Origin of the sequence: Cryobacterium sp. TMT4-31 (assembly GCF_004403385.1) — a bacterium.
Lineage (GTDB): Bacteria > Actinomycetota > Actinomycetes > Actinomycetales > Microbacteriaceae > Cryobacterium > Cryobacterium zongtaii.
In genome coordinates this window covers 1-25,209 of sequence record NZ_SOGI01000061.1, presented here as the reverse complement: position 1 = coordinate 25,209, position 25,209 = coordinate 1, and the positions used below count along the sequence as shown (strand labels likewise).

The 25,209-nt window shown below is 70.3% G+C and carries 20 protein-coding genes; 3 read left to right on the top strand and 17 right to left on the bottom strand.

Annotation, left to right across the window (positions count from 1 at the left end):
• Window positions 1–49: 49 nt before the first annotated feature.
• The 4 genes from E3T19_RS14100 to E3T19_RS14085 all read right to left on the bottom strand — a co-directional run bounded on the left by E3T19_RS14100 (window position 50) and on the right by E3T19_RS14085 (window position 3,585).
• Window positions 50–847 (bottom strand): ATP-binding cassette domain-containing protein, encoded by a 798-nt coding sequence (locus tag E3T19_RS14100; protein ID WP_134409131.1) that lies wholly within the window; start codon window positions 845–847, stop codon window positions 50–52.
• A complete protein-coding gene (locus E3T19_RS14095) occupies window positions 844–1,902 on the bottom strand; it encodes an ABC transporter permease (protein ID WP_240632432.1) in 1,059 nt (352 codons plus the stop codon). Before E3T19_RS14095 ends, E3T19_RS14100 begins: the two co-directional genes overlap by 4 nt.
• On the bottom strand, window positions 1,899–2,900 hold the full coding sequence (locus E3T19_RS14090; RefSeq protein WP_134409130.1) for a sugar ABC transporter substrate-binding protein: 1,002 nt from the start codon (window positions 2,898–2,900) through the stop codon (window positions 1,899–1,901). Before E3T19_RS14090 ends, E3T19_RS14095 begins: the two co-directional genes overlap by 4 nt.
• Window positions 2,901–3,003: 103 nt before the next feature.
• Entirely contained in the window at window positions 3,004–3,585 is a 582-nt protein-coding gene (locus E3T19_RS14085) for a DinB family protein (protein ID WP_134409129.1), read from the bottom strand.
• Window positions 3,586–3,620: 35 nt separating this feature from the next.
• Here E3T19_RS14085 and E3T19_RS14080 point away from each other — a divergent pair, with 35 nt between their 5' ends.
• Window positions 3,621–4,130, top strand: coding sequence for a DNA alkylation repair protein (locus tag E3T19_RS14080; RefSeq protein WP_088455885.1), 510 nt, complete (start codon window positions 3,621–3,623; stop codon window positions 4,128–4,130).
• Between the two features lie 18 nt (window positions 4,131–4,148).
• On the opposite strand, the gene E3T19_RS14075 is transcribed toward E3T19_RS14080, so the two are convergent.
• The 10 genes from E3T19_RS14075 to E3T19_RS14030 all read right to left on the bottom strand — a co-directional run bounded on the left by E3T19_RS14075 (window position 4,149) and on the right by E3T19_RS14030 (window position 14,309).
• A complete protein-coding gene (locus E3T19_RS14075; RefSeq protein WP_134409128.1) occupies window positions 4,149–5,117 on the bottom strand; it encodes an NAD(P)-dependent alcohol dehydrogenase in 969 nt (322 codons plus the stop codon).
• Complete coding sequence (locus E3T19_RS14070; protein ID WP_088455883.1) at window positions 5,114–5,362, bottom strand: helix-turn-helix transcriptional regulator; 249 nt, start codon at window positions 5,360–5,362, stop codon at window positions 5,114–5,116. Before E3T19_RS14070 ends, E3T19_RS14075 begins: the two co-directional genes overlap by 4 nt.
• Entirely contained in the window at window positions 5,356–5,784 is a 429-nt protein-coding gene (locus E3T19_RS14065) for a hypothetical protein (RefSeq protein WP_088455882.1), read from the bottom strand. Before E3T19_RS14065 ends, E3T19_RS14070 begins: the two co-directional genes overlap by 7 nt.
• A gap of 215 nt (window positions 5,785–5,999) precedes the next feature.
• Complete coding sequence (locus tag E3T19_RS19085; protein WP_166788886.1) at window positions 6,000–6,281, bottom strand: alpha/beta hydrolase; 282 nt, start codon at window positions 6,279–6,281, stop codon at window positions 6,000–6,002.
• Window positions 6,278–6,889, bottom strand: a complete 612-nt coding sequence (locus E3T19_RS14055; RefSeq protein WP_134409126.1) for an alpha/beta hydrolase fold domain-containing protein — start codon at window positions 6,887–6,889, stop codon at window positions 6,278–6,280. Before E3T19_RS14055 ends, E3T19_RS19085 begins: the two co-directional genes overlap by 4 nt.
• Before the next feature lie 35 nt (window positions 6,890–6,924).
• Window positions 6,925–7,833 (bottom strand): alpha/beta fold hydrolase, encoded by a 909-nt coding sequence (locus E3T19_RS14050; protein WP_134409125.1) that lies wholly within the window; start codon window positions 7,831–7,833, stop codon window positions 6,925–6,927.
• A 49-nt stretch (window positions 7,834–7,882) separates the two neighbouring features.
• Window positions 7,883–11,347 carry an ATP-binding protein gene (locus E3T19_RS14045; protein WP_134409124.1) on the bottom strand — a complete coding sequence of 1,155 codons (3,465 nt, stop codon included), beginning with the start codon at window positions 11,345–11,347 and terminating at the stop codon, window positions 7,883–7,885.
• Entirely contained in the window at window positions 11,344–12,087 is a 744-nt protein-coding gene (locus E3T19_RS14040) for a DUF4194 domain-containing protein (protein ID WP_166788885.1), read from the bottom strand. Before E3T19_RS14040 ends, E3T19_RS14045 begins: the two co-directional genes overlap by 4 nt.
• On the bottom strand, window positions 12,080–13,606 hold the full coding sequence (locus E3T19_RS14035) for a DUF3375 domain-containing protein (protein WP_166788884.1): 1,527 nt from the start codon (window positions 13,604–13,606) through the stop codon (window positions 12,080–12,082). The genes E3T19_RS14040 and E3T19_RS14035 overlap by 8 nt, the downstream gene beginning before the upstream one ends.
• A gap of 121 nt (window positions 13,607–13,727) precedes the next feature.
• Window positions 13,728–14,309: a hypothetical protein gene (locus E3T19_RS14030; RefSeq protein ID WP_134409122.1), complete on the bottom strand. Its 582-nt coding sequence runs from the start codon at window positions 14,307–14,309 to the stop codon at window positions 13,728–13,730.
• 175 nt (window positions 14,310–14,484) lie between these two features.
• Here E3T19_RS14030 and E3T19_RS14025 point away from each other — a divergent pair, with 175 nt between their 5' ends.
• On the top strand, window positions 14,485–18,309 hold the full coding sequence (locus tag E3T19_RS14025; RefSeq protein ID WP_134409121.1) for an SCO7613 C-terminal domain-containing membrane protein: 3,825 nt from the start codon (window positions 14,485–14,487) through the stop codon (window positions 18,307–18,309).
• A 190-nt stretch (window positions 18,310–18,499) separates the two neighbouring features.
• Here E3T19_RS14025 and E3T19_RS14020 read toward each other — a convergent pair whose 3' ends face one another.
• The 3 genes from E3T19_RS14020 to E3T19_RS14000 form a co-directional block, all read right to left on the bottom strand.
• The gene (locus E3T19_RS14020; protein WP_134409150.1) at window positions 18,500–20,182 is read right to left on the bottom strand and encodes an FAD-dependent oxidoreductase; all 1,683 of its coding nucleotides are present in this window, start codon (window positions 20,180–20,182) and stop codon (window positions 18,500–18,502) included.
• Window positions 20,183–20,404: 222 nt separating this feature from the next.
• Complete coding sequence (locus E3T19_RS19245; RefSeq protein ID WP_198418793.1) at window positions 20,405–23,638, bottom strand: lamin tail domain-containing protein; 3,234 nt, start codon at window positions 23,636–23,638, stop codon at window positions 20,405–20,407.
• 99 nt (window positions 23,639–23,737) lie between these two features.
• Window positions 23,738–24,331 carry a hypothetical protein gene (locus E3T19_RS14000; protein ID WP_088455873.1) on the bottom strand — a complete coding sequence of 198 codons (594 nt, stop codon included), beginning with the start codon at window positions 24,329–24,331 and terminating at the stop codon, window positions 23,738–23,740.
• 121 nt (window positions 24,332–24,452) lie between these two features.
• On the opposite strand from E3T19_RS14000, the gene E3T19_RS13995 reads away from it, so the two are divergent.
• Window positions 24,453–25,115 carry a histidine phosphatase family protein gene (locus E3T19_RS13995; RefSeq protein ID WP_088455872.1) on the top strand — a complete coding sequence of 221 codons (663 nt, stop codon included), beginning with the start codon at window positions 24,453–24,455 and terminating at the stop codon, window positions 25,113–25,115.
• The last annotated feature ends 94 nt before the right edge of the window (window positions 25,116–25,209 follow it).

Genomic DNA, 25,209 nt, shown 5'->3' with positions numbered 1-25,209 from the left:
ATCGTCCGAAACGGATGAGGCGTGCCCGACCCCGCGCTGGCCTGGCGGATCAGTCCCGCTCGAGCTCCCGGGCCAGGGACTCCAGTTCGGCCCCGCCGGCCATCAGCCGGGTCAGCTCGTCGATGGTGATGCCTCTCCGGTCGAACTCGCCCAGGCTGGCCCCGCGGTTGAGCACCAGGAACCTGTCCCCCACCGGGTACGCGTGGTGCGGGTTGTGGGTGACGAACACCACGCCGAGGCCGTGGTCCCTGGCTTGCGCCACGTAGCGCAGCACCACCCCGGCCTGCTTGACGCCCAACGCCGAGGTGGGCTCGTCGAGGATGACGACCCTGGCACCGAAGTAAATGGCCCTGGCGATGGCGACGGATTGCCGTTCGCCGCCGGACAGGGTGCCGATGGGCTGGTCCACGTCACGCAGGTCGATGCCCATCCGGCCCAGCTGCGCGAGCGTGATCGCGCGCATCTCGGCAACCTGGAGGCGGGAGAACGGGCCGATCCCGGCGCTGAGTTCGGCGCCGAGGAAGAAGTTGCGCCACACCGGCATCAGCGGCACAATCGCCAAGTCCTGGTAGACCGTGGCGATACCGGCGTCGAGAGCGAGGCGCGGTCCGGTGAAGCGCACCGCGGCCCCGTCGAGCTGGAGTTCGCCGGAGGAGTGCGGGTGCACACCGGCGAGGACCTTGAGCAGGGTCGACTTGCCCGCGCCGTTGTCGCCCAGCACGCAGAGCACCTCACCGGCGCCGACCGAGGTGGAGATGTCGCTGAGCGCGATGACCGACCCGTAGACCTTGCCGATGCCGCGCACCTCGAGGATGGGCGTTGGCCGGGTTGCTCCTGCGGCGCTCATGCGCGTACCCCGGCTTGGCGGCGCACCGAGAGGTTCACGAGCACGGCGAGCAGCAGCATCCCGCCCAGGAAGGCCTTGAGCCAGTTGTTGTCCCACTGGGCGAACACGATGCCCTGCAGGATCATGCCGTAGATCAGCGCGCCGAGGGCGGCGCCGATCGCGGACCCGTAACCGCCGGTGAGCAGGCAGCCGCCGACGACGGCGCAGATGATGTAGATGAACTCCTGGCCGATGCCCGTGGTGGCTTGCACCGTGGCCACGTCGAAGAGCGAGAGCATGCCTACCAGCCAGCCGGCCGCCGCCGTGCCCATGAACAGGCCGATGCGGGTGCGCTTGACCGGCACGCCGGTCTGCACGGCGCTCTGCAACTGCCCGCCGATGGCGAAGATCCAGTTGCCGTACCGGGTGCGCAGCAGCAGCCAACTGGCCACGGCGGTGATGCCGAGCCACCAGAAGACCGACACCTTGAGGTTGACGCCGAAGACCGGGATCGTCGAACCGAAGATCGCCTTGCCGGCGTCGAAGCCGGGCACCAGGGTCATGCCCTGGATGGCGACCTGGCCGGTGACGAGCTTGGTGCCGGCGAGGTTGAGCCCCTGCAGGATGAAGAAGGTGCCCAGCGTGACGATGAAGCTGGGGATGGCGGTCTTGACGACCAGGAACCCGTTGAAGGCGCCGACGGCGAGGGCGATCAGTAGGGCGAGCAGCATCGCGAACCACAGGTTCATGCCCCATTGGGTGGTGAACGCGCCGACGAGCAGCCCGGTGGTGCCGGTCATGGCTCCGGCCGAGAGGTCGAACTCGCCGCCGATCATGAGCATCGCCACGGCGACGGCCATGATGCCGAACAGCGACGCGGAGTAGAGCCAGGTGGCCACGCCCGCCGTCGACAGGAAGGATGTCGTCGCAACGGAGAAGTACCCGAAGATCGCCAGGGCGGCGACGAGGGCGCCGATCTCCGGCCGACGCAGCAGCCGCACCATCGGATGCGTGCGCGTCAGGCGCTCGTCCGGCGACGCATCCGGCGCGGCGCCCGGTGCGGTCAGCATCGTCATCGGGTGCCGTTGCCGGCGAACGTCGCCACCTGCTCGGCGTTCTCCTTCGTCACGAAGCCCGGCCCGGAGTAGACCGGCTGGCTGCCGCCGACGACGTTGCCGTTGGTGTAGAACAGCTCGAAGAAGTCCACCGGCAGGTAGCCCTGCAGGTAGGGCTGCTGGTCGACGGCGAAGAGGATGCTGCCGTCCATGATGAGGCTGGTGACGTCGGCGGAGACATCGAAGGTACCGATCTGGGCGTCGCTGCCGGCCTCGGCCACGGCCTGCGCGGCGGCCACACCCACCGCGGAGTTGAGGGTGAGCACACCGTCGATGCCGGGGTCGGCCAGCAGGGCGCTCGTGATGGTGCTCTGGGCCTCGGCGACGTTGGCGATGTCGACCTGCACGTTGGTCAGGCTGCCGGCGAGGGTGTCCGCGGCCCCACGGCAGCGGTCCTCGAGCCCGGCGTTTCCGGCCTCGTGGATGACGCAGATGACCTTTTTCGCCGACGCCTCGGCGAGCTGGCGGCCGGCGCCCTGACCGGCCAGGTACTCGCCCTGGCCGATGTGGGTCATGGCGCCGAGCGCGGCGGACTCCTCGGCTCCGGAGTTGATGGTGATCACGGGAATGTCGGCGGCCACGGCAGCCGTGACGGCACCGCGCAGGCCCTCGGGGTTGGCCATGGACACGATGATGCCGTCGACCTTGGCGGCGATCGCCGTCTCGATCAGCTGGCTCTGCTTCTGCACATCGGGGTCACCCTGGTAGGTGACGGTGGCGCCGTAGCGGTTTCCGGCGGCCTCGGCGCCGGTCTTCACGACGTCCCAGAACGCGTCGCCGGGAACCGAGTGCACCACGAGAGCGTACGTGCGGCCGGAGTCGTCGGCCGGGGCTGCGCCGGCTCCCGAGCCGGCTCCGGCGACGGGCTGGCCGGTGCAGGCGGTGAGGGCGAGCAGGGCGAAGCCGGCGCTCGCGCCCAGGAGGGTCCGGCGGGCAGAGATTCTCGACACGAGTGGCATCGTCCTTCGGGTTCGGGCGCGTAAACAGCTTGGCCTTTTCAGGCGCAGTCCACTTTAGGCGTCCGAACGGCGAACACCGCAGTCGGGCTGCAGCCCGACGGCCTCAGGCCGTGCGGGCGGCCTGCTCCACCCGGTCCCGGTAGCCGGCCCACCAGCCGGCCTCTCCCGACGGCAGGTTCTCGTTTCCGGCCCGCAGCCCGGCAGCCCCGTCGATCAGTTCGCGCACGATATCGGCGTGGCCGGCATGCCGGTGGGTTTCGGCGATCAGGTGCAGCAGGATGCGGTGGAGCGTGACCACATTGCGGTCGGCGGGCCACCAGGCCACCCGGCCGGTGGCATCCAGCGGCACCTCGGTGATCGTGGTCTCCGAGTGCGCCCAGACCCGCCGGTACAGGTCGACGATCGCGTCACGGGACTCATCCGGGGTCGCCCACATGTCGGCGTTGTCCTCGGCAGCGTCGCCCATCCAGGACAGCTCTTCCGGGAAGGTGCGGCCGAAGGTCTCACCGAGGTACCCGGCCTCGACCCCGGCCATGTGCTTGATCAGGCCCAGCAGGTTGGTGCCGGTGGGCACCACGGGCCGGCGAATGTCGTACTCGCCGAGACCCTCGAGCTTCCAGACCAGGGCTTCCCGGGCCTCCTGCAGGTAGCGGCGGAGATCTGCGGTCATGTCGGCGTCGGTCATGCCGACCAGCCTTGCAGATCGGCGAGAATGGAGCCATGAGTGCTGCCGGCGAGTTCATCGACGCCACCCTGCAGCGGGAGAGCTCCTGGGAGCGCGCCGACGCCGATCGGGCCCGGCTGGGCGGCAGCCTCACCTTCTATGGCGCATCCGTCGGCGCGATACGCGGCACGATCCGCGATGCCGGGCGGCGCTACCCCGGCCTTGGCCACGACGAGATCACGGCCCTGAGCTCCGAACTGTGGGCGGTGCCGGTCTACGAGCGCCGGCTGGCGGCCGTGGTGCTGCTGCAATCCCACGTGCGAATGCTGCGCGCCTCCGACCTCACCCGCATCGAGGGTTTCCTGCGGACCGCACAGCTGCCCGCTCTCCTGGACCCGCTCACAGCGGATGTGGTGCGGCCGCTGGTCGATGCCCTGACCGGTCCGGCGCGCAGCCGGGCGCAGATCGTGCTCGACCGGTGGGCGCAGGATCCCAGCGCCGAACTGCGCCGTGCCGCCGGCCTGCTCGGCGTCTGCGGCGGCGCGGCCCAGCGTCAGGAGTACTAGTCATCAGGAGCGCGCGCGTCAGGGTATGACGACGACCTTGCCCCGGATGCTGCCATCGGTGAGACGGCGCATGGCTGTCGCGGCCTCGGCGAGCGGATACACCCGATCGATGACGGGCCTGATCGCGCCGCTCTCGAGAAGGCCCGCGAGGGTGTGCAGGTCATCCTGACGCACGACCGAGACCAGACCGGTGAGCTTCTGGGATACGAACGGCGACAGCAGCAGGGCCCGCAGGGCCCTCTCGAAACCGCCGGTCACCCGGCCGCCGCCTTCGCCGCCGACGAGTACCAGGGTGCCGCGGGGCGCGAGCAGTTTGCGCAGCGAGGAGATCGACCGGTTGCCGCCGGTTTCGAGCACGAGGTCGTAGCGCTCGCCCGACCGGGTGATGTCCCCGCGGGTGTAGTCGACGGCCGCATCCGCCCCGAGCGAGAGAACGTAGTCGAGCTTCGCGGTGCTGGCGATGCCCGTCACGTGCGCCCCGAAGGTCTTGGCCAGCTGCACGGCATAGCCGCCGACGGCGCCGGAGGCCCCGATTACGAGCACCCGCTCCCCCGGGCCGGCGTCCCGCAGCGGGGCGAGGGCCTGCAGGGCGGTGACGGCCGAGGTCGGCACGGCCGCGGCCTGCTCGAAGCTCAGGGCCGCCGGCTTGGGCTCGAGTTTGTCGGCCCGGGCGGTCGTGTATTCGGCCAAGGAGCCCTCACCGACACCGAACACCTCATCGCCCGGTGTGAACCGGGTGACGTTGGCGCCGACGGCCTCGACGCGACCCGCGACATCCATGCCCCGCACCCGGCTTTTCGGGGCGCGCAGGCCGACGGCGGGCCGCACGAGGTAGGGAAGCCCCGCCATCAGGTGCCAGTCACCGATATTGAGGCTCGCGGCCTCGACGCGCAGGAGAACGTCGTCGGCGCCGACGGCCGGCCGCTCGATCTCGGCGGGGTGTAGAACGTCGGCCGAGCCGTAGCTGTCGTGGACGATGGCCCTCATGATGTGCCTCCAGGTCGAGTGAGGATGGGAGTTGCCGGGTACTGGAACACGTCGTCGAGTGGTCGATTGAACACCCGGGCGATCTGGAACGCCACCTCGAGAGAGGGCGAATAGCGGCCCTGCTCGATGGCGATGATGGTCTGCCGGGTCACGCCCACCAGGTCGGCCAGCGCGGCCTGAGTCATCTCTCCGTGCGCGAAGCGGAGCCCGCGGATGTTGTTGGTCACGCTCGTCGCCTTCACCATGACTGGAATCCCCGGCGGTAGGCGATGATCTTGGCGATGGAGGCCAGGATCGACGAGAGCACGAAGGCCAGGTAGATCACGTTGGCGATCCAGAACGCGTCCAGCCCGGTGATGGCGAAGACCAGCGCGAGTACGGCCCCGAGAATCACGAAGGACTGGCCGATGTGTTCGCCGAGCCGGTTGATCTCCTTGTCGCGCTGGTCCTTCCGGCCGGCCTCGTGGGGCGACAGGATGGCCGCGATGATGTTCAGCAGGATCCCCGCGACGATCGAGCCGACGATGGTCCACAGCATCGCGGGAATGTAAGCCGCCTGCTCGAGAGGGGCGCCGTCTGCGCCACCCAGCACCAGAACCAGATAGATGCCGTACGCCACTATCGCGACGACGACCATGATCCAGGCGCGTTGTTCTTCGCGTGCCATCTGCGGCTCCCTGCCTCGATGCCGGTCCGTGCCGGCGTGTAAAAAATTGTTGACACGATGAATGTATGCCCGACCAGACACCGTGTCAAGTATTTTTTACTTACCTTTTCGCGACTTGCCGAGAAATGCCCCTTGCCGGGGCGTGAAGGAGTCTTGTGCGGCAAGTCGGTGAGCTGAGCGGCTGGTGGTGGTGCCGGCGGCTACGGCGAGCCGCGCTAGAGCCGGCGGGCCCAGTCGACGATCAGGCGGATGCCCGCGGCGAAGTCCGGTGACTTCGGCCGGTTGAGAAAGGCGTGGGCGGCATCCGTCAGTACGTGGTACTCGACGGGAACCCGGGCCGAGGCGAGTTCCTTGGCGAACTGCTCGCCGGAGGCCCGCATCGAATCGCTGTCGGCGTCGATGAGTAGCGCGGGGGGAAAGTCGGGCAGCGAGTGGCCGCCGGGGAACGCATACGGATCGGCCAGTGCGGCCCGGCTCCCGGCGTAGATGCGGTTCACCGCGTTGAGCAGCAGGGGGGTGTGTGTGTGAATCTGCGCCGGCCGCGCAGTCGGCTGCGCAGCTCGCGCGAGCGCTCGGGCAGGCTCGCGTGAAAGAGGCCGTAGGCGAAGAAGACCCCGCGCAGGGGCTCGGCGCCACCGTGGGCCAGCCGGAGCACGGCTCCCGCCGACAGGCAGGCGCCCGCGCTCGCTCCGCCCAGGATCACCCCGTCGCCGAACTCGCCCTGTACCGCCCGCACCACCGCGACAACGTCATCGACCGGCACCGGAAAGTGGATGCGTCCGGTCGACGCTGCCGTCCGCCCGAATCTGCTCAGCCCCGGGATCGACGTGAGCCTGTAGTCGACGGTGATCACGGTGAATCCGGCGGCGGCCAGTGCCAGGGCCACCTCGTGGGTTTCCGGCAGGTCGAGGCCGCCCTTGACGAAGGCGCCACCATGCACCCAGACGATCGGCGCCGGCTCGAGCGACACCGATCCGACCAGCGCCGTACTGACCGGCGGGGCATACCGGCGCACCGGAACGGGGCCGTGCGGGCCCTGAATGACAGCGTCAACACCGACATCCGCGTTCTCGGCCTCAGATGCACCGCGAGTTCTCCCGATCATCTGCACAGGCTACGGCCTGTGGACCCGTGCCGGGCTCAGGAGTGCGCGAGCAGCCAGTCCAGCGCCGGCGCGCACTCGGTGAGGATCGAGATGTGGCCGTCATCGGCACAATCCCAGAGCTCGGCGTTCGGGATGGCGTGGGCCAGCCAGGCCCCGTGCGCGGGCGGCACCACCCGGTCGCGGCCGCCCTGCGCGATGAGCACGGGCACCGAGATAGCCGTCACGTCGAATCCCCACGGCACCACGAACGCCATATCGTCGTCGATGAGCCCGTCGGGGCCGGCCGCCGAGGCCTCCCCCACGTCCGCTCCCAGCGGCGCCCAGTCACCCTTCAGGGCGGCGTAGTCCCGCTCGACGAAGCTCGCCGGATCGAACTCCGCGGTCGCCTGGTAGTGCTCGCGGGCGGGCCGGCCGGAGCAGGCGGCGCGCAACGCGCCATCCGACGCCATGCCGGCGAAGAAGTCGAGGCCGTCGGCATCGAAGGGCGCGATCGCGGCCAGGCACGCGGCGGCGGTCACCCGCTCGGGCAGCAGTGCTGCGCAGGCCAGGGCGTGCGGGCCGCCGCCGGAGGCGCCCATCACCGCGAACCGGTCCAGCTGCAGGGCGTCGGCGATGGCCGCCACATCCGTCGCCGCCGACCCGACGGTGCGGCTGGGCAGCGGCGTCGACCCGCCGTAGCTGGGCCGTCCGTACGAGATCAGCCGGATGCGCCGCTGGGCCGCCGCCGCGAGCAACGGTTCGAGCAGGGCCCCGGTCTGTGGCGAACCGTGGTGCCACAGAACGGTGAGCCGGGCCGGGCCAGGTTCGCCGACGGGGTCGTAACCGTCCAGACCGCCGTATTCAGCCGTCGCAGCGGACGCCCCGGCGAGGCCGGTACTCCCAGCACTGTCGTGCACCCTGAGCACACGTCCGTCGGAGCGCCGCAGATCCTGCACTGACACCATCGGGCCAGCGTAAGCCGGATTCATGCGCCCGGCCGGCACGGCGCGCGGGTCAGGCCACGCTTCGGTCAGATACCGCCTGGTCCGGTTCGGCGTGCTCGGCGTCCCTCGGTTCCGGCGACATCAGCGGGGTGATGTAGGAGAAGCCCGTCGCGGTGTTCTTGGTCATCGACAGGACGAGGTCCATGTACGGTTCGAGCGCGGTGACCTTGTCGAGCGGCGATCCCACGATGAGCTGGAAGCCGAGGCCCTTCCAGGCCGCGACGGCCCGGCCGGCGAACTCGGAGTCCGACTTCACGAAGCCCTCGTCGAGGAAGACCGGGGCGAACCGTGGCCGGGTGCGGCTCTCATCGCCGAGCTGGAACCGCAGGGCGGCGCCGACGACGAACGCGACGAGCTCCTGGGATTCGCCACCGCTCTTGCCGCCGAGCGACGAATAGGTGCTCACTTCCACCCCGTCCGGTGTGGTGCGCACGGCGGTGATCTCCACGTGCCTGCGCACGTCCAGGAGCAGGTCGCGGTCCGAGTCGGCCCTGGCGGCGTGGCGGGCGGCGCCGGCACGCCCCGGGCCGGCGATGTCGAGCTCGTCCGGCCGGCGGATGAGATTCATGAACGCCTGCAGCCTGGTGAACCGGCTTTCGGTCTGCTCGTCGGTGAATTCCTCGGTCGACCCCGATGAGAGCAGCTTGAGCTCCTTGCGGAACGCCGAGGCATCGTCACGGTGCAGCCGGCGCAGGGAGATCTGCAGCCGGTCGCGGCCGGCGCCGAACGGCAGCGTCCGCAGGATGTCGTTGATCGGCCGCAACCGGTCTTCGATCTCCTCGATCGAGGTGGTGAAGGCGCCGACGAGAGGAACGAGGTCCTGTCCGCTCCACGCGGAGAGGCGCCGCTTCCATTCCTGTCGGCGCTCGTAGAGGCCGAGCGTGTAGACGGCGTCGAGGATGTCGCTGTAGCTGGAGTATGACTCCATCGCCACGCCGATGTTGGGGTCGGGCCAGCGACTCTGGAAGGTCTCGAAGATGCCGATCAGGGTGTCCCTGGCACTGCGGGCGGTGTCACGGTCCTGGCTGGACTGCTCGGTGAGCCGCTCGCGGAGGCGCTTCACGCCGTTGGCGAAGGTGGCCAGCTCGGCGCTGTCGCTCACGGCGGCGAACTGCGCGTCGAGGACGGCGGCGTGTTCGTCCGGCAGACTGACCGATTCGTCGGCGGTGAGGCGCTCGAGCCTGTCGTTCACGATGTCCTGGCGGTCCACGATCGCGGCGTGCTCCTCACCGAGCACCGCGGCCTCCCGCTCGGTCTCGTGCTTGTGCTTCTGGGCGGTCTCCAGTTCGGCGGACAGCCGCGCCTCTTCGTCCTGGAGCCCGCGCAGCACGTCGCTGCCGGCGAGCAGACGTTCCCGCTCGGCCTCCTTGGCGCCGATGCGTGCCTGGGCGCCGGCCACGTCGATGGCCGCCCACACGGTGTCGAGCACGTGCTGGTGGGCATCCTTGAGGCGCCGCAGGGCGATGATCCGGCCGGCCATGGCGGAGGCCTGCCCCGCCAGGTCGTCGGCACGTTCCTTGAGCGCGGCGAGCTCGTCGGCGATCTCGGCCAGGCGCACCCCGCTGGAGAAGCCGATGATCGAGCGCTGGTCCTTGTTCCAACCGTGTGCGCCGCGCTTGCCGTTGCGGGTCTGTCCGCTCTGGGTGACCCTGGACCCCTCACCGGCGAGGTCGGCGGGGCCGGTGACGCAGAGTGCGTCCAGTCTCGGTGTCTGCACGCGGTCCTGCACCCAGCGGCTGAACAGGGAGTCCTTGAAGACCAGCTTGCCGGAGACGTAGCGGGGGTCGGGGCGCACCTGCTGGTGCGGGTGCAGCGGCACGCCTTCGAAGTGGATGCGCACGGGAATGTGCAAAGGGTCGATGGCTGCGCCGAGGGCGGCGAGGCGCGTCTCGTCAACGAGCAGCACCCGAACGACAGAGGCGAGGGTGACCTCGGCGGCCTGTCGCCAGGCGTCCTCGCCGGGAGCGATGTCGATGAGCTCGGCCACGAACGGCAGCTCCTCGGCGGGGATCCCGGCGGCCTCGGCGATCATCAGGCGGGCGTTGTGCAGGTGCTGGGGAACGAGGCTGGCCCGGCCCTTGAGGAAGCTGTGCTCCTGCTTGAGGGTGCGGATCTGTTCCTCGAGGGGGTAGGCGGTGCGCTGCAGGCCGACCCTCTGCAGGTCGAGTTCCTGCTCGGTGGCGGTGAACCCGGCGAGGAACGACTCAGCCTGTTCTTGCGCGGCGGAGAAGGTATCCGCCGACTCGATGGGCGTGTCGATCAGCGCGATGCGCTCATCGAACCTGGCGCGTTCGGCGGCCACGTCGTCGCGCTTGCTGGCGAGCACGTCGAGGTCGTTCTGCAGGCCGGCGAGGGCGTCGCCGCCGTTGTCGCGCTGCTGGTGCACCAGGTCGGCGATCCGCACCTTCAGGTCGGTCTCGGCATCCCGGGCGGCACTGTGCTTGGCCTGGTTGTCGCGCCGGCGGGCGCGGTTGGTGTCGGCGGCGGTATCGAGCAGACCGTGCTCGGTGAGCAGCTGCCAGAGCACGAAGGGGGTGTCACCGTCGCGGTGCACGCCGAAACGGTCGATGAGGTCGGCCTTCTCGGTCGCGGTCTCGTAGTCGCGGTGCAGTTCGGGGAGGCGTTCGAGGACCTTGGCCTTCTGCGCCTCGGTGACCATGGCGCCGTAGGAGCGTTCGAGGTCTTCGAAGTGGTCGACGGCTTTGTCGGCGGCGGCGTAGGTGGCGGGCTCTTCGAGCACCATCGACTTGTACAGGCCGTCGACGGTCTTCACCTGCTGGCCGGCCTGGATGCGGGCCAGCAGTCGCAGCGCCTTGCCGCCCTCACCGTTGGCGCCGATGCCGAGCCGCGTGTACAGGGTCTGCGAGAACGCGGCATAGGTGTCGAACACGTCGAGGTCGGCAAACCGGTTTTTCAGGGCGCGCTTGTCGAAGCGGGCCTCGGTGACGTCGGCGAGGTCGCGCAGGTCGAGCCGGCCGTCTCGGGTGGCCATCTTCATGGTCACGTCGGCGAATTTGGTGGCGCCGCGCGGCACGAAGTAGGCGCGCAGCACCGTGAACCGGCGCTGGTTGTCGTCGATGAAGGTCATCGCTATCGCACCCCAGGTGGCCGAGTCGGCGCCGCGCAGCACCTGATCGTGCATCTGCCCGGTTTCGGCCTCGCGACTGGAGTCGGTCTTGCCGCGCAGGTACGTCATCAGGTTGCGCTGGTCGACGCTGCGGGCCCGCCCGGAACCGGCGTCGTTGGACGCACCGTTGAACGGGGTGTCCGAGGGCATCATCAACGCCAGGTAGGCGTCGAGCAGGCTCGACTTGCCGGTACCGGATGCGCCGGAGACCAGGGTGGCGCTGGCGGCGAAGTCCACCTCGTGGTGACCCTGGAAGCCACCCCAGTTGACCATCTGGAAGGACTCGGCACGCCACTGGGTGGTTCCCTCGGTGGCACCGTCCATGTGGAACAGCGGGGAATCGGTCATGAGACGGCCTCCAGGGCGGGGTCGGCAGGGTCGGATGTCTCGGGTTCGGGCTCACGGAATTCCTGGCCGTTCTGCTCCACCAGCCATTCCCACAGCTCGCCGAGTCGCTCGATGGGCAGCAGCACCTCGATCACGGCCGAGATGCGGAACCGGTCCGGATCGCTGGTCTTGAGCAGCACCCGCGCCTTCGCCAGGCTGTCCACGGCCGCCGCGGCGCGACGAGCGTCACCGAACCTGTCGGTGGCGTGCTCCGGCCGGAAGTGCGCGACGTTCTCGACCAGGTTGTCCCGGTCGACGATGACGATGTCGACGCCGCTGGCGCGTTCGCTGCGGAACCGCTGGCGCAACAGCACCAGCAGGATGGTCTCCTCGCGGGTGTACGCCACGTCGTGCAGCAGGGTCGGGAATCTGTCGCCGCCCTCGCCGACGGCCTGGCGCTTGAAGGCCACCTCGTAGTGCAGGTCGACGTGCAGATCGAGGAACAGATCGTTGAGCCGCGACTTGAGCAGGCTCTGCGAGGCGAGCAGGGTGCGCCACTCGGCCGGCTGCAGGGCGGCGGAGATGTAGCGGTGCTTGAGCAGCAGCACCAGGGTGCGGCGCTGCTCAACGGTCAGGCCGCCCTCGTCCCCCTCGAACAAAGAGAAGCTCGGGGCGCCGTCCTGCTCCTCGGCGGTCTCGGCGCCTTCGACAGTGTCGTCGGTCAGGTCGTCGGTCACGTCAGCGGTCACGTTGTCAGTCATGATCAGATCCATAGTTCAGGGCGGCCAGGGCCGCGGTGTCGTCGTCGGTCAAGATGATGCGCGGCACCCTGAAGGTGCGGCGGGAGCCGTCGGGCCGTACGGTTTCGAAGGCCTCGGTGTCTGACCCCGCTGTCGCGGCCGCGGCATCCGTGCGGTCGATGGCGTCGACCTGAGTGGCGATCTGCAGCAGCCCGAGGATCTCGACAGGCCGGCGCATCGCCGGGTCGAGGCTGTTGAACGCGTCACCGACGGAGGCGGCGCCGTCGATGCTGAAGGCCGTCACCATGGCATCGCGAAGCTCGGCCAGCAGCGGGCCGCCCTGGGTGCGCATCGCATCGAGGGTGGGCGGCTCCGGAGCGAACGCCGAGACGTCTTCCAGCGGCGGCGGCGCCCTGTGGGCGCCGGGGTCGTAGAACCGTTCGCGCAGGTGCTCGAGCTCCAGGGTGCCGGGCATCAGCTCGGCGGTCACCGTGGAGCGGGGCCCGGCGGTCTCCATCCAGATCGCGAGTTCCTTGTTGATCTCCCGCAGCAACCGTTCCAGTTCGCGGTCCTTGACAACGTCGTGGTTCACGATGTGCTCGCGCAGGGTGGTGGTCAGGCCGTTGCGCTGGGTGAGCACGTCGTCCACACCCTTGCGGATCAGGCTGACGGTGCCCATGAAGCTGCGCCGGTCGGCGGCGCTGAGCTGGAGGGCGAACGGGTGCAGCATGATCGACTCGAGGTCGTTTTTGAGTTCGGCAAGCAGGGCGTCGTTGCGCAACAGCACGAACGCGCCCTCGAATGCGCGGCCCTCCGCGGTCGACGACATCAGTGTGTCGGTCTTGGAGAGGTACTCGTCGAGCACCTCGCTGATCGGCCGTTCCTCGGCGCGGAAGTCGTTCACGATCTGCCGGTGCATGCCGGCGACGGACTCCTCGACACGCTTGAAATCACTGGGCAGCTGAGTGATCAGGTCGATCAGGTTGGCGTAGCCCTCGTGCATCGCATCGTTCGAGGCCGCTGCGATCTCTCCGCCGGTGGCGAGTCGGTCACGTTCGGCGGTCTTCTGGGCGATCTCCAGGTCGAGCCGGCGGATGCGTTCGTCCCGGTCCGGATTCGCCTGGGTGGCGCGGTGCCGCACGGTGTCGACGATGGTGGTGAGGCGGGATTCGCTGATCAGCGCCCGGTCGCGGGAGAGCCCGTCCACGAGCAGCAGGGCCTCGAGGGCGTGTGAGGTGAGCGAGTACTGCTCCTCACCGTCCTCCCCGGTTTCGCGGTAGAGCCACTGGTCGTTCATCCACTGCACGCACAGGGCGCGACCGTTCTTGCCGGGTACATCGCTGCCCACGGAGCGGAGGTCGGCGAGGTAGGCATCCACCTGGGTGTGCAGCCTGTCGGCCTGAACGCTGCGGCGGTCCCGGCTGAACGAGGACTTGAACACCGCGAGCACAAACGGCGCCCACTTGCGGTCGAGTAGCCGCAGGGTTGGTCGGTCGAAGGCGCTGTGCACCCGCGCTAATTCGGCCGCTATGTCGCTCACTCGTGCCCGATCCTTTCTCACCGGTCCGTCCCCGGACCTCCTCAACCGTAGTCGCCCCGGCGACCGCGAATCGGCGGCGTGGGTGTGCCGTGCGGTGGCCTGGCCCGGCCGGCCGAGACGCTCAGTAGTCGCTGAGGCCCTGACCGGCTGCTTCGTCGGCCTTGAGCTTGAGCAGGGCCAGATCGACGAGAACGAACATTTCGGTGCGTTCGGCCCGGCGGAGCTGATACTCGGGGTCGAGTGCGTCGATCGACAGGCGCATCAGGCGGGTGTGCATGGCGTCCTGGAGCTCATCGCTGGCCGCGTGCTGGGCGTCGCGCACGAGGCGGGCCACCTGGTCCTCGTCGTCGGCCACGGCGACCAGGGCGAGGGCGAGGAGTTTGTGCATCTTCCGGCGCAGCTTGAGCTTGTGGAGGTCCATCAGCTGGTCCTGGGTGAGGTCGTACCGCCAGGTCGACGAGGTCAGCTCCTTGCGCTGCGCGCGCACTCTCTCGCCGGACTCCTGGTTCTCCCGGGAGAGGGCGAGCATCTCCCGGCGGGCCGAATCGGCGAACCTGGCCAGGTCGTAGTCGGCATGCTCGGCCAGGCCCGCGACGATGATGTCGTTCTTGACGGCCATCCGGACCGAGGACAGCGCGATGAGCAGCCCCTCATCGACGATGCGGGATATCGGCACCCTGGCGTGCTGCGTCGCATCCGTCACAGGCCCATTTTAGTGAGTGAGAGCCACTTAGACTGCGGCCATGGGGAAAATCTGGAACGATGCTGCCGTTCGATATCTACAGGACCGGCGGATTTGCCCCCGATGTGACGCGCGACTGACCGGCGAATGGTGCCCGGGCTGCGGGGCGGACCTGAGCGGTCCGCTCGGCGGTGAGATGGTCTCGGCCACCGGACGGGTGGTCAAGGCGTTGCAGGCGCGGGACCGCCTGATCGAGCGGATACCGACGGTGGGGCCGGCAGGCACGACGGATGGCACCGCGCCGGCAGGTACAGCTCCGGCACGTACGGCGTCGGCTGTTGCTCCGTCACAACCGAAACCGTCAGACTCGCCGCGGGTCCCCGCGGACCCGGCCCGTGCCACGGCCGTCCCGGATGCGGGCGCCCAGGTGAGCGTGCAGTCGGTGCTCGCCTTCGCCGGAGCGGCCCTGCTCGCCGTGGCCGCCCTGGTCTTCACCTTCTTCAATCCCGACCTCACGAGCTTCGCCGTGCGCACGAGTATCGTCGCCGTCATCACGGTGGTCTTCCTCGGCGGCGCCTGGCTGTTCGCCCGGCGGGGCCTGCGCTTCTCGGCCGAGTCCGTGGCGGCCCTTGGCGTGGTGTTCATCGCCCTCGATGTCTGGGCTCTCGTGCAGCTGGCGCCGGCGTCCGCGAGCGGCTGGACCTTCGCCGCGCTCGGCACCCTGCTCGGCTCCGCGCTGCTGTTCGGGCTGGGCGCCCGCTCCGGCGTGCGGGTGTGGCTGTGGGCGGCGGTCGTTGGTCTGGCCCTGTCCCCCGGGCTGTTGGGCAGCGGCGGCGGCACCTGGAGCGCGCTCCTCGGCAGCCTGGGCGTGGCCGTCGTGGCGCTCGGCCTGCACCCCGTGCTCGCGCGCCTTTCCTCCGGGCTGGGCTCCGCGCTGGGGTTCGAACGCAACACGATGACCACCCTGCAGGCGGTGGCGGTGCTCGCCGCCCTGCTGCAGTTACTGCTGCTGTCGCTGACCACGATCACCTCGCAGATCCTGGGTTATGCGGGCATCCTGGCGGTGCTGTCCGTGGTGGCGGCGCTGGGCAGTCGCAATGGGCTGCCCCGGCTCTGGAGCTTCGCGGCGGGCGCCTTCGCGGTGGCCGCGGTGGCGATCCTGCCGCTGGCCGTGCCCTTCGGCGATTCCGCCTGGTACCTGGCGTTGATCCCGGTGGCGGCCGGGGTCGCCCTGGTGGGGCTGGCCGCGTTGCGCTCGAGCCCGGTCGCCCGCCGCAGCGCCCTGACGTCCGGCGCCGTCACGGTGCTGGCGTTGGGCGCGAGCCCCGCCCTGGTGACCGCGGTCACGCAGCTGTCCGGCGCGCTGTTCGCGCCCCTGCGCTGGGCCAGCTACCGCACCGGCGGCTACCCGGGCAACGCCTCGCCCTACCCGGCCAGCGGTGACTTCGCCTTCGTCGCAGGCTCGGCCACCCCCTCTGGGTACGGGGCGGGCCTCGTCGCCCAGAACCTCGGCCTGGCCTCGATTGCCGCGCTGGCCGCCCTCGCGCTGACGGCCTGGGCGGTCGCGCTGGTGAGCCGCGAGAGCGTCGCAGCCGAGGCGTCCGTGCCCACAGCGGCCCAGACGCCGGCGCCCACGCCCGCGAGTGCGCCGTCGACGCCGATTCGACTGGCACTGTGGATGGGCGTTTTCACCCTGCTCACCGTCGCCGGTTGGGCCGGCTTCTCGCTGACCGGCCAGGCCGTCGTCGGCCTCGTTCTCGCCGGCCTGCTCATCGCAGGTCTGCTGTTCGTCCCCGCGCTCGCCGCGGCACCGGCGACGATCAGGAGTGTGCCGGTCATCGGCGCCCATCTGCTGTTGCTGCTGGCGGCGGTCACCGGCTGGCTGCAGGAGTCGACCACCGTGTGGGTCGGCGCGGCCGCCGTGCTCACCCTCGCCGCGCTCGCCCACACCCTGCCCGCACGGTGGCGCCCGGTGTACCTCGGTCTCGGCTACGCGTACGCGTTGGTGATCGTGGCCACCGCGCTCACTCTCGCCCGCGTCGACGGCATCGCGGTGCTCTGCCTCACCGCCACCCTCGGCCTGCTCTGCGCCCTCGCCGCCACCGTCACCACCTGGCTCACCCCGCGCAGCTGGTACGCGGTCCTCCTGGTGAGCGCGGTGCCGTTCGTCGCCGGGGTGGTGGGAGTACTGCTGGTGCGCAGCGGCTGGACGGCGCTGTCGACCGGCGTGGCCTTCGCCCTGGCCCTGACCCTGATGACCAGCCGGCGGCCGGGTCTGACGTTACCGCTGCGATCCTTCGCGGCCGGCCTGCTGGTGCCCTCGCTCGCGGTCGTCGTGGTCTGTCTCGGCGCGCAGCTGTTGGCCACCAGCGGATCACCGGTGGTCCTGCCGCTGATCGCACTGATCGTCGCCGGCACCTTCGCGGCCACCGGCCCGATCACGCAGGCGCTCGAGAGGCGCGGCCTGGCGACCCTCGAAGCGGATGCCTGCCGCCGCTGGATCGAGGCCTCCGCCGCAGTCACCGGTGTGCTGGCCGTGCTACTCGCCCTCGTGCGCACCGCGGCGGGCCTGTCCACCACGGTGCTCGTGCTCGTGATCCTCGGCATTGGGGCGGCCGTCAATGCGCTGCAGACCGGCCGCCGGTCCGCCTGGTGGGCGGCCGGCGCCAGCTGGACCGGCGCCCTCTGGTGCATCTGGGCCATTCGTGGCATCGAGGTGATCGAACCGTACGTGCTGCCGCCGGCGCTCGCGATGGTGATCGTCGGCGCGATCCTCGTGACCAGGGGGCGGGCCGGCCAGACGCTGGCCACCACCGGTCTGGCCCTGGCCGTGGTGCCGAGCCTGCTGGTGCTCAGCACCAACGGGTCCGCGGGTTTCGGAGCGGCCGGTTTCGGGGCCGCCGCGTTCGGGCCGGTCACGCCGTGGCGGGCGTACGGCCTGCTGGCCGCTGCCCTGGTACTCGTGGTGATCGGGTACACGATTGTCCGCGCCACCGCAGTGAGCGGAGCGGCTTCGACCGCAACGACTCCGGCTAGCCAGGCACAGACCGGCCAGGCACAGACCGGCCCGGCCCCGACAGGTCTGATCGGGCTCCGCAGCCTCATCGGCGCCACTGCGGTGGTGGCCACCCTGGCCGCGGCGGCGGGCGCCGTGCAGGCCATGCGCTGGGGCCTCGGCCTCGACGACCTCACCGCCACCGCCCAGACCGGTGTCATGGTGCCCGTGCTGTTGGCCAGCGCCACGGCCACCCTGCTCGCGGTCTTCGCCGGACTCCTGGCCCAGGGAGACGCAGCACCGCACCCGAACGCCCCGTCGCGGTGGCGCTACGCCGCGGCCACGGCGTTCCTGGTCGCCGGCCCGATCACGGCTATCCGGCCCGACGCCTTCTCGATCGGCACCCTGGTGCTGCTCATGGCGATGATGCTGGGCTTCATGCTCGTGGTGTCGGCCAGGGCCCGCTCCGGTGCGATGTCGTTGCCGCCGGTGTGGTTCCTGTTCGTGCTGGCCTGGTGCACCGCCGTGGCGGGCTGGAGCGAACGGGAGCTGCGCGTCGAGGCATTCTCGATCCCCCTGGGCCTGGCCCTGCTCGGTGCCGGCGTCATCGGGATGCGCTCGGGCGCACGCGCCGTGCCGGCCAGCCTCGGCTCCTGGCCGGCCGGTTTTGCCGGCTCGTGGCGGCTGCTCGCTCCGGGCATCATCGTCACGTTCCTACCGTCGGTCCTGGCCACCGGCACCGACCCGCAGACCTGGCGCGCCATCCTGGTGATGTCCCTCGCACTCACAGCGATCCTGATCGGCTCGACCCGGCGCCTGGCCGCCCCGTTCGTGATCAGCCTGGCCGTGCTGCCCATCGAGGTCATCGTGGTGTTCACGGTGCAGATCGGGCAGACGATCAACCCGCTGCTGTGGTGGATCACCCTGGCCACCATCGGTGCGGTGATGCTCGTGATCGCGATCACCTCCGAGCGGAAGGGTGCCGCGGGAGGCGGCTTCTCGGCCCGCCTGCGCGACCTCACCTGACTCCGCGCCGGTGAGAAGCCAGTTGGGGCCCTTCACACGCCCTGAAGGGGCCCCAAGTGGCAACTCACCGCGTCGCGCACGAGTGAATTGCCAGTTGGGGCCCCAACCAGCGCTTCGTGGGGGCCTCAACTGGCAACTGGGTGCGGTGCGGTTTCAAGTTCTCTGAATGGATTGTTGGCGGTGGGGGTGGTCAGGCCTTCAGCAGGGCGGCGGCGCTGTCCCGGGCGGTGCGCGCCGCATCCGTGCCCGCGGCCCAGGTGAGGTAGCCGCCGTCGAGATTCACGGCGTCTCGGCCCAGCTGGGCGAGCAGCCGCACGGCGGTGTGACCGCGCTGGCCCACCTTGCAGTGCACGATCAGCCGACCCTCGGGCAGTTCCGCCTGGCGGGCACGGATGTCGTCGAGCGGGATGTTGACCGAGCCGGGGATGGCGGCCTCGGCGTACTCCCCCGCCGTGCGCACGTCGATCAGGGTGGCACCGGCCGCACGGGCCGCGGCGAGTTCGTGCCACTGCACCGACGTGGTCAGCCCTTCTTCGGCGTTGAGGGCCACGTAGCCGAGCATGTTCACCGGATCCTTGGCCGAGGAGAACTGCGGTGCGTAGGCCAGTTCGAGGTCGGCGAGTTCGGATGCCGTGATGCCGCCGGCCATGGCGGTCGCGATCACGTCGATGCGCTTGTCAACACCGTCGCCGCCCACACCCTGGGCGCCGAGGATCGCGTCGGTGTCGGCGTCGACGACGAGCTTGAGCGCCATCGACTCCGCCCCGGGGTAGTAGCCGGTGTGCGAGGCCGGGTGGGTGTGCATCACCCGGATGTTCCGGCCGCGGGCCGCGAGCAGCTTCTCGTTCCAGCCGGTGGCGGCGATGGTGAGTCCCATCATGCCCACGACGGCGGTACCGAGGGCCGGGCGCACCCGAATTCTCTTGCCGGTGATCACGTCGGCGACCAGGCGGCCGTGGCGGTTGGCCAGGCCGGCGAGGGCCACCAGGCGCTGCTCGCCCGAGATCGCGTCGGTCTTCTCCACGGCGTCGCCGATGGCGTAGATGTCGGGGTCGCTGGTGCGCAACTGGTCGTCCACCGCGATGCCGCCACGTTCGCCGATCGTGAGGCCGGCGGCCTGGGCCAGCGCGGTGTCCGGCCGCACACCGATGGCAGCGAGCACGAACTCGGCCGCTACGACGCTGCCGTCGTTGAGAGTGGCGGTGTCCGCGCCGATCTCGGCGACCTGGGTGCCCAGACGCACGCTGACACCCGCGGCGCGCAGCCGTTCGGCCACCGGGCCGGCCATCTCGGGGTCCAGCGGCGGCAGAACCTGGTCACCGAGCTCCACCAGGGTGACGTCCAGGCCCCGGTGCACGAGGTTTTCCACCATCTCGAGGCCGATGAAGCCGGCGCCGATGACGAGGGCGCTTCGCGGCACCACGGACAGGGCCGACATAGCCGCGTCGACGTCGTCGATGTCGCGCAGGGTCAGCATCCGCTCGCCACCGGGCAGCGGCGGGCGCACGGGCGAAGCGCCGGGCGAGAGCACGAGGGCGTCGTAGCCCTCGGTCGACTCCCGGCCGGTGGCGAGGTCGCATACGGTGACGGTCTTGGCCGCGCTGTCGATGCCGATGACCTCCGTACGCACCCGCACGTCAAGGTTGAAGCGGCTGGCGAGCGAGGCCGGCGTCTGCAACAGCAGGCTGGAGCGTTCTTCGATGACACCACCGAGGTAGTACGGCAGGCCGCAGTTGGCGAACGAGACATGGCCGCCCCGTTCGAACACCGTGATCTGGGCGTTCTCGTCGAGGCGACGGAGGCGGGTGGCGGCGGACATGCCGCCGGCGACNGCGTTCTCGTCGAGGCGACGGAGGCGGGTGGCGGCGGACATGCCGCCGGCGACGCCGCCGATGATGAGATATCGGTTCTGGGTCATGATTCCAGTGTGCTATACCCCATGGGGTATGTGCAAGTCGGGGGTTGAGGGTCGCGCCGCCGCCGGCACGAAAGCGTCCGGCGGCCGCACCTCATGGGTGCGGCCGCCGGACGGATGTCTCTGCTCTGCCCGGTCTCACCGGCCGCCGTCAGCGGATGTTCGCTCCGCGCACCGTCGTTACGCCGTCACACCGCGCCGCCGCAGCACCAGAACGGCGCTGCCGGTGAGCACGAGGAGTAGCGCGAGCAGTCCCGGCAGGGCGGGGTTGACGCCCGTGCTCGCCAGGGTGCCCGGCGCGTCCTGCGATGACGTCGCCGCAGCGCTGACGAGGATGTCGTCCCAACCGATCAGCGTGCCGTCCTCGGCCACCACAACCACGCGGTGTGCGCCGGGCGCCGTGCCGTTCGGGATAGCGACCTGCACGGTGCCCGCGGCGATGACCGTCGTGGATGCCAGCAGCGTCGGAGTCGAGTGCAGCCACACGCGCACCGCGTCACCCGCGAACGCGCGGCCGACGGTGACCGTGATGGTGTCCCCCGGCTTCGCGGTGGCGGGCACCGATACCGGTCCCCGCGCGGACTCGACCAAAGCGGCCGTCGCCACCGGAGCCGGTGCGGCCGGCCCGGTCGTCGGAACCGGGGTCGGCTCGGTCGTGGGAACCGGAGTCGGCTCGGTCGTGGGAACCGGAGTCGGCTCGGTCGTGGGAACCGGAGTCGGCTCGGTCGTCGGAACCGGGGTCGGCTCGGTCGTGGGAACCGGAGTCGGCTCGGTCGTCGGAACCGGGGTCGGCTCGGTCGGTGTCAGCGGGGTGCACTCGATGCTGCCCACCCGGATCGCATGGCCGCCGGTGTTGGAGTCGTCGGCCCAGAAGACGGGCTTGGCTCCGGAGACGCAGGCACTCTGCGGGGCAAGGGCGAAGCCCTCGTTGTTGAGGTTGGGCATCGACGCCGGTCGCTCGTACACCGTCGTGACTCCGAATCGCCCGTCGGAGGCGCCGGACTGCGCGATCTCCAGGACCGCGGAACGTCCCGCGCAGGTGTCATCGCAGACGGCCCAGAACCGGCCGGTCGAGGCCTCGAACTCCAGGTCCATCACACCGGAGAATCCGCTGGCGATGGTGGCGACGCGGGTGTATCCGCCGGTGGCCTGGTCCAGCGCGTAGGCGTAGATCGCACCGTTGGCCTCTAGTCCGACGAAGAACAGGCCGGTGCCGTGACCGGCGTAAACAGCCGGGTCGTAGGCGGCGTTGGTGCGCTCGTCGAGCATCCCCTGGGCCACCAGAAAGCTGTCCGGCACCCAGGCGATGGCCTCGAGGCCGGCGTTGGCGCCCACGACGGGCAGGTCGGCGGTGAGGTTCCATTCCATGCTCGCGGTGAGCTGGGTTCCGGTGGCGGATGCGTCATAGCGCAGCACCGCGGGCCGGCTGACGCCGCTCACGGCGTTGTTGCGCTCGCTGGCGATGAACAATCCGCCGTCAGCGCCTGCCGAGGTCAGAGCGACGCCCTCGGCGTCCACGTCGCCGGTGCCGTCGGTGTAATGCAGCGGCTTGCCCGCGCCCCAGCCGGCGGTGGTGTCCGGCACCCAGCCGGCGCCGTCGGCGACGAGCTTGTAGAGCGCGCCAGTACCGTTCTTGGCGGCCCAGAGCACGTCACCGGCAGTGCCGGCAGCGCCGGCAGCCTCATAGGCCAGTCCGCTCAGGTTGCCGCCGAGCACGCCGGCCGGGTCCACGGTGCGGACCTCGGCCGAGCCGGGCCAGGCCGCGGTGACCAGGTCGCCGGCGCAGCTGTTCGCGGCGCCCTTGGTGCTGGCGGTCGTCGCGCCGAAGTCGCCGGTGCCGTCGGCGCAGCGGCCGTAGCTGGTCGCGGCGTGCGCGGTCCATGTGTAGCTGTCGAGCAGGGTGCTGCCGTCGGCTGCGAAGAGGCGGGCGGTGTCGGCGCCGCCCAGTCCGAATCCGCCGTCCGCGTCTACGTCGATCGCGAGGTATCCCCCGGCCGCAATGCTCGTGCCGGTCGGGAGGATGACGGAGTGAGTGTCGTCGTTGTCCTTCAGGACGAAGCCGGAGACATCCGCGGCGGTCGAACCGTTGTTGATCAGCTCGAGCCAGTCGCCGGGCGTGCCGCCGCTCGACTCGATCTCGTTGAGGCGAACGGGCGAGCCACAGTCGTTCGCGGCGCCCTTGGTCGAGGAGGTCATCTGGGTCAGCAGGGTGCCGCCGGGGCAGATACCCCAGGTCGTGACCGCGTGGCTGGTCCAGCTCACCGAGCTGACCAGGGTGAAGCCGTCCGGGGCGAACAGGCGGGCGGAGTCGGCCGAGCCCAGGCCGAAGCCGAGCAGGCCCTCCTCGACCACGAAGTAGCCGCCGGCGACAATCACGGAGCCGGACGGCAGCACGGCCGTGTGGGTGTCGTCGTTGTCGCGCACGATCCAGCCGGTGAGGTCGACATCACTCGCGCCGGGGTTGAACAGCTCAACCCAGTCGCCGGGCGTGCCGCCGCTGGACTCGGTCTCGGTGATGCGCACATCCGCTGTCTCGGGCACGACGCAGTCGTTGGCCGCTCCCTTCGTGGCGGTGGCCGTGTCGGCGAATTCGCCGACGCCGTCGGGGCAGCGGCCATAGGTCGATGCGGCGTGCACGGTCCACGCGTAGGAGTCGATCAGGGTGACCCCGTCGGTGTCGAACAGTCGGGCGGCGTCTCCGCCGCCGAGGCCGTAGTCCATGGTGGGTGCCTCGACGACGAGGTAGCCGCCGGCGGCGATGGTCGAGCCGACGGGCAGCACGGCCGCGTGCGTGTCGTCACTGTCCTTGAGCACCAGTCCGGAGGCGTCGACGGGAGCCGTGCCCAGGTTGACGAGCTCAATCCAGTCACCGGGGGTGCCACCGTTGGACTCGACCTCGTTGAGGCGCACGTTGTCGGCGACGGACACGTCGCAGTCGTTCGCCGCACCGCGGGTGGCTGCCGTGGTCTCACGGAACTCCCCGGTGCCGTCGGGGCAACGGCCCCAGCTGGTGGTCGCATGCGCGGCCCAGGCATAGGAGTCGACCAGGGTGGTGCCGTCAGCCAGGAACAGGCGGGCGATGTCGGCCTTTCCGAGGCCGAAGCTGGTGGCGCCGTCGCCGTCCACATCAACGGCCAGGAACGCGCCGGGTTCGAGAACCGTGCTCGCCGGCAGCGCGAAGGTGCGCTCGTCCTTGTCGTCCTTGACGACCCAGCCGGAGACATCCGTCGCCACCTGGCCGATGTTGGTCAGTTCGATCCAGTCGCCGGGCGTGCCGCCTTCGGACTCGACTTCGTTGATGCGAACCGAGGGTGCCGGGGCCGCCATGGCCGGGCTCAGGGTGGCGGCGAGTGGAACCGCCAAGGCGAGGGTGAGGATGGCGGCCAGGCTTGGCCGACGCCAGTGAGTGCGCACAGGGATGCCCCTTCGAGGCTGTGGGTGACGAGCCTCGGATGGGCCCGGTCCACTGTGGCGATGCCAGGAAAACTCCCGGTGAACGTCGAGCGAACGCTCCTACCCGGCACTCTGCCGGAGCACCCGGCGGAACGGGATCGACGATGCGAGGACCAGCACGAGAAGCAGCGAACCGGCGAGCACGGACACCCAGGCGCCGCGTGGCTCGGTGACGGTCAGCCTGGCACCGCCGATCGCGGCCGGCATGAGCGCTATCGCCGCCAGCGCCGCACCGCTGAGCACACCGGCTACGATCCGGCCCCACAGCCGCCCGCGTCCGGAGATGGCGTAGCCACCGCCGATGCCGATCAGGGCCACGCCCACCGCAGCACCGCCGATCCCCGTCGTCACCAGCTCCACGACCGCTCCCGGCCTCAGCAATGGCGCCACCGCGAACGCGAGCGGCGCCAGGGCGAGCCACCGCCAGCCTCGGGCTCCCCCGGACCGCCGCAGCGCTTCCGCCCAGCCGAGCAGCGCGCCGGCGAGGGCGCCGGGCAGCAGGATGGCGCCGAAGGTGCCGTCCCATTCGAAGGTCGAGGCGATCCCGACCAGCTCGACCATGTAGGCGCGGAACCCAGCCGCCCACGCGATCCCGCAGATCGCACCGATCACGATGAGGGACGCGGCCGCCGGTTCGGCACTCTTGTCGTCCACGCTCGCCTCCACCCAGGTTGCCCCGGTCAGGTGTTCGCCGCCGACTCTAAGAGGCTTCCGGGCAATCGGCAAGGCCAACCGGCTATTGCTCCGTGCGCCTCGTGCCTATGCTGGAACGACCATGCGACTCCTCCTGATCCGTCACGGCCAGACGCCCGCCAATGTGCTCGGGCAACTCGACACCGCCCACCCGGGCCCGGGCCTGACCGAGCTCGGCGAACGACAGGCGGCCGTCATCCCCGAGGCCCTCAGGTTCGATTCCATTGACACCATATTTGCGTCGACACTGCATCGCACCCAACTCACCGCCCGTCCCCTCGCGCTCGACCGCGGCCTGGACATCCAGGTGGCCGACGGACTGCACGAGATCGAAGCCGGCGCGCTCGAGCGACGCAGCGATCACGCCTCCATCCGCACCTACATGGAGACAGTGTTCGCCTGGGGAGCCGGCAACCTCGATGTGGGCATGCCCGGCGGGCCGGATGGCCACGCGTTCTTCGCCCGGTTCGACGCCGACATCGCCGTGGCGGCCGCCAGCGGAGCGACGGCGGCGGTGTTCAGCCACGGCGCCGCGATCCGGGTCTGGGCCGCCGCTCGGGCAACCAACGTGCCGCCGATGTTCGCCGGGCTCCACGACCTGGACAACACCGGCGTGGTCGAGCTGATCGGCTCACCCGACGAGGGCTGGACGCTGCTGTCCTGGGCGGGGGTGCCGCTGGGCGGGATGCCGCTGGTCGACACGTCCGCCGTGGATCCGACCGGCGAAGCGCTCGACGCCTCCTAGCTGTACTGCCCAGGCAGGTTAGTTAACCGCGTGATCGGTGGCTTGCCTCCGATGGCGGTGTGGTGCCTGTGGTGATTGTATTCGTGGAGCCATG

Coding starts and splice junctions, on each gene's coding strand:
- E3T19_RS14100 (WP_134409131.1), bottom strand. CDS start 847: ATGAGCGCCGCAGGAGCAACCCGGCCAACGCCCATCCTCGAGGTGCGC.
- E3T19_RS14095 (WP_240632432.1), bottom strand. CDS start 1,902: ATGACGATGCTGACCGCACCGGGCGCCGCGCCGGATGCGTCGCCGGAC.
- E3T19_RS14090 (WP_134409130.1), bottom strand. CDS start 2,900: ATGCCACTCGTGTCGAGAATCTCTGCCCGCCGGACCCTCCTGGGCGCG.
- E3T19_RS14085 (WP_134409129.1), bottom strand. CDS start 3,585: ATGACCGACGCCGACATGACCGCAGATCTCCGCCGCTACCTGCAGGAG.
- E3T19_RS14080 (WP_088455885.1), top strand. CDS start 3,621: ATGAGTGCTGCCGGCGAGTTCATCGACGCCACCCTGCAGCGGGAGAGC.
- E3T19_RS14075 (WP_134409128.1), bottom strand. CDS start 5,117: ATGAGGGCCATCGTCCACGACAGCTACGGCTCGGCCGACGTTCTACAC.
- E3T19_RS14070 (WP_088455883.1), bottom strand. CDS start 5,362: ATGGTGAAGGCGACGAGCGTGACCAACAACATCCGCGGGCTCCGCTTC.
- E3T19_RS14065 (WP_088455882.1), bottom strand. CDS start 5,784: ATGGCACGCGAAGAACAACGCGCCTGGATCATGGTCGTCGTCGCGATA.
- E3T19_RS14055 (WP_134409126.1), bottom strand. CDS start 6,889: ATGATCGGGAGAACTCGCGGTGCATCTGAGGCCGAGAACGCGGATGTC.
- E3T19_RS14050 (WP_134409125.1), bottom strand. CDS start 7,833: ATGGTGTCAGTGCAGGATCTGCGGCGCTCCGACGGACGTGTGCTCAGG.
- E3T19_RS14045 (WP_134409124.1), bottom strand. CDS start 11,347: ATGACCGATTCCCCGCTGTTCCACATGGACGGTGCCACCGAGGGAACC.
- E3T19_RS14040 (WP_166788885.1), bottom strand. CDS start 12,087: ATGACTGACAACGTGACCGCTGACGTGACCGACGACCTGACCGACGAC.
- E3T19_RS14025 (WP_134409121.1), top strand. CDS start 14,485: ATGGTCTCGGCCACCGGACGGGTGGTCAAGGCGTTGCAGGCGCGGGAC.
- E3T19_RS13995 (WP_088455872.1), top strand. CDS start 24,453: ATGCGACTCCTCCTGATCCGTCACGGCCAGACGCCCGCCAATGTGCTC.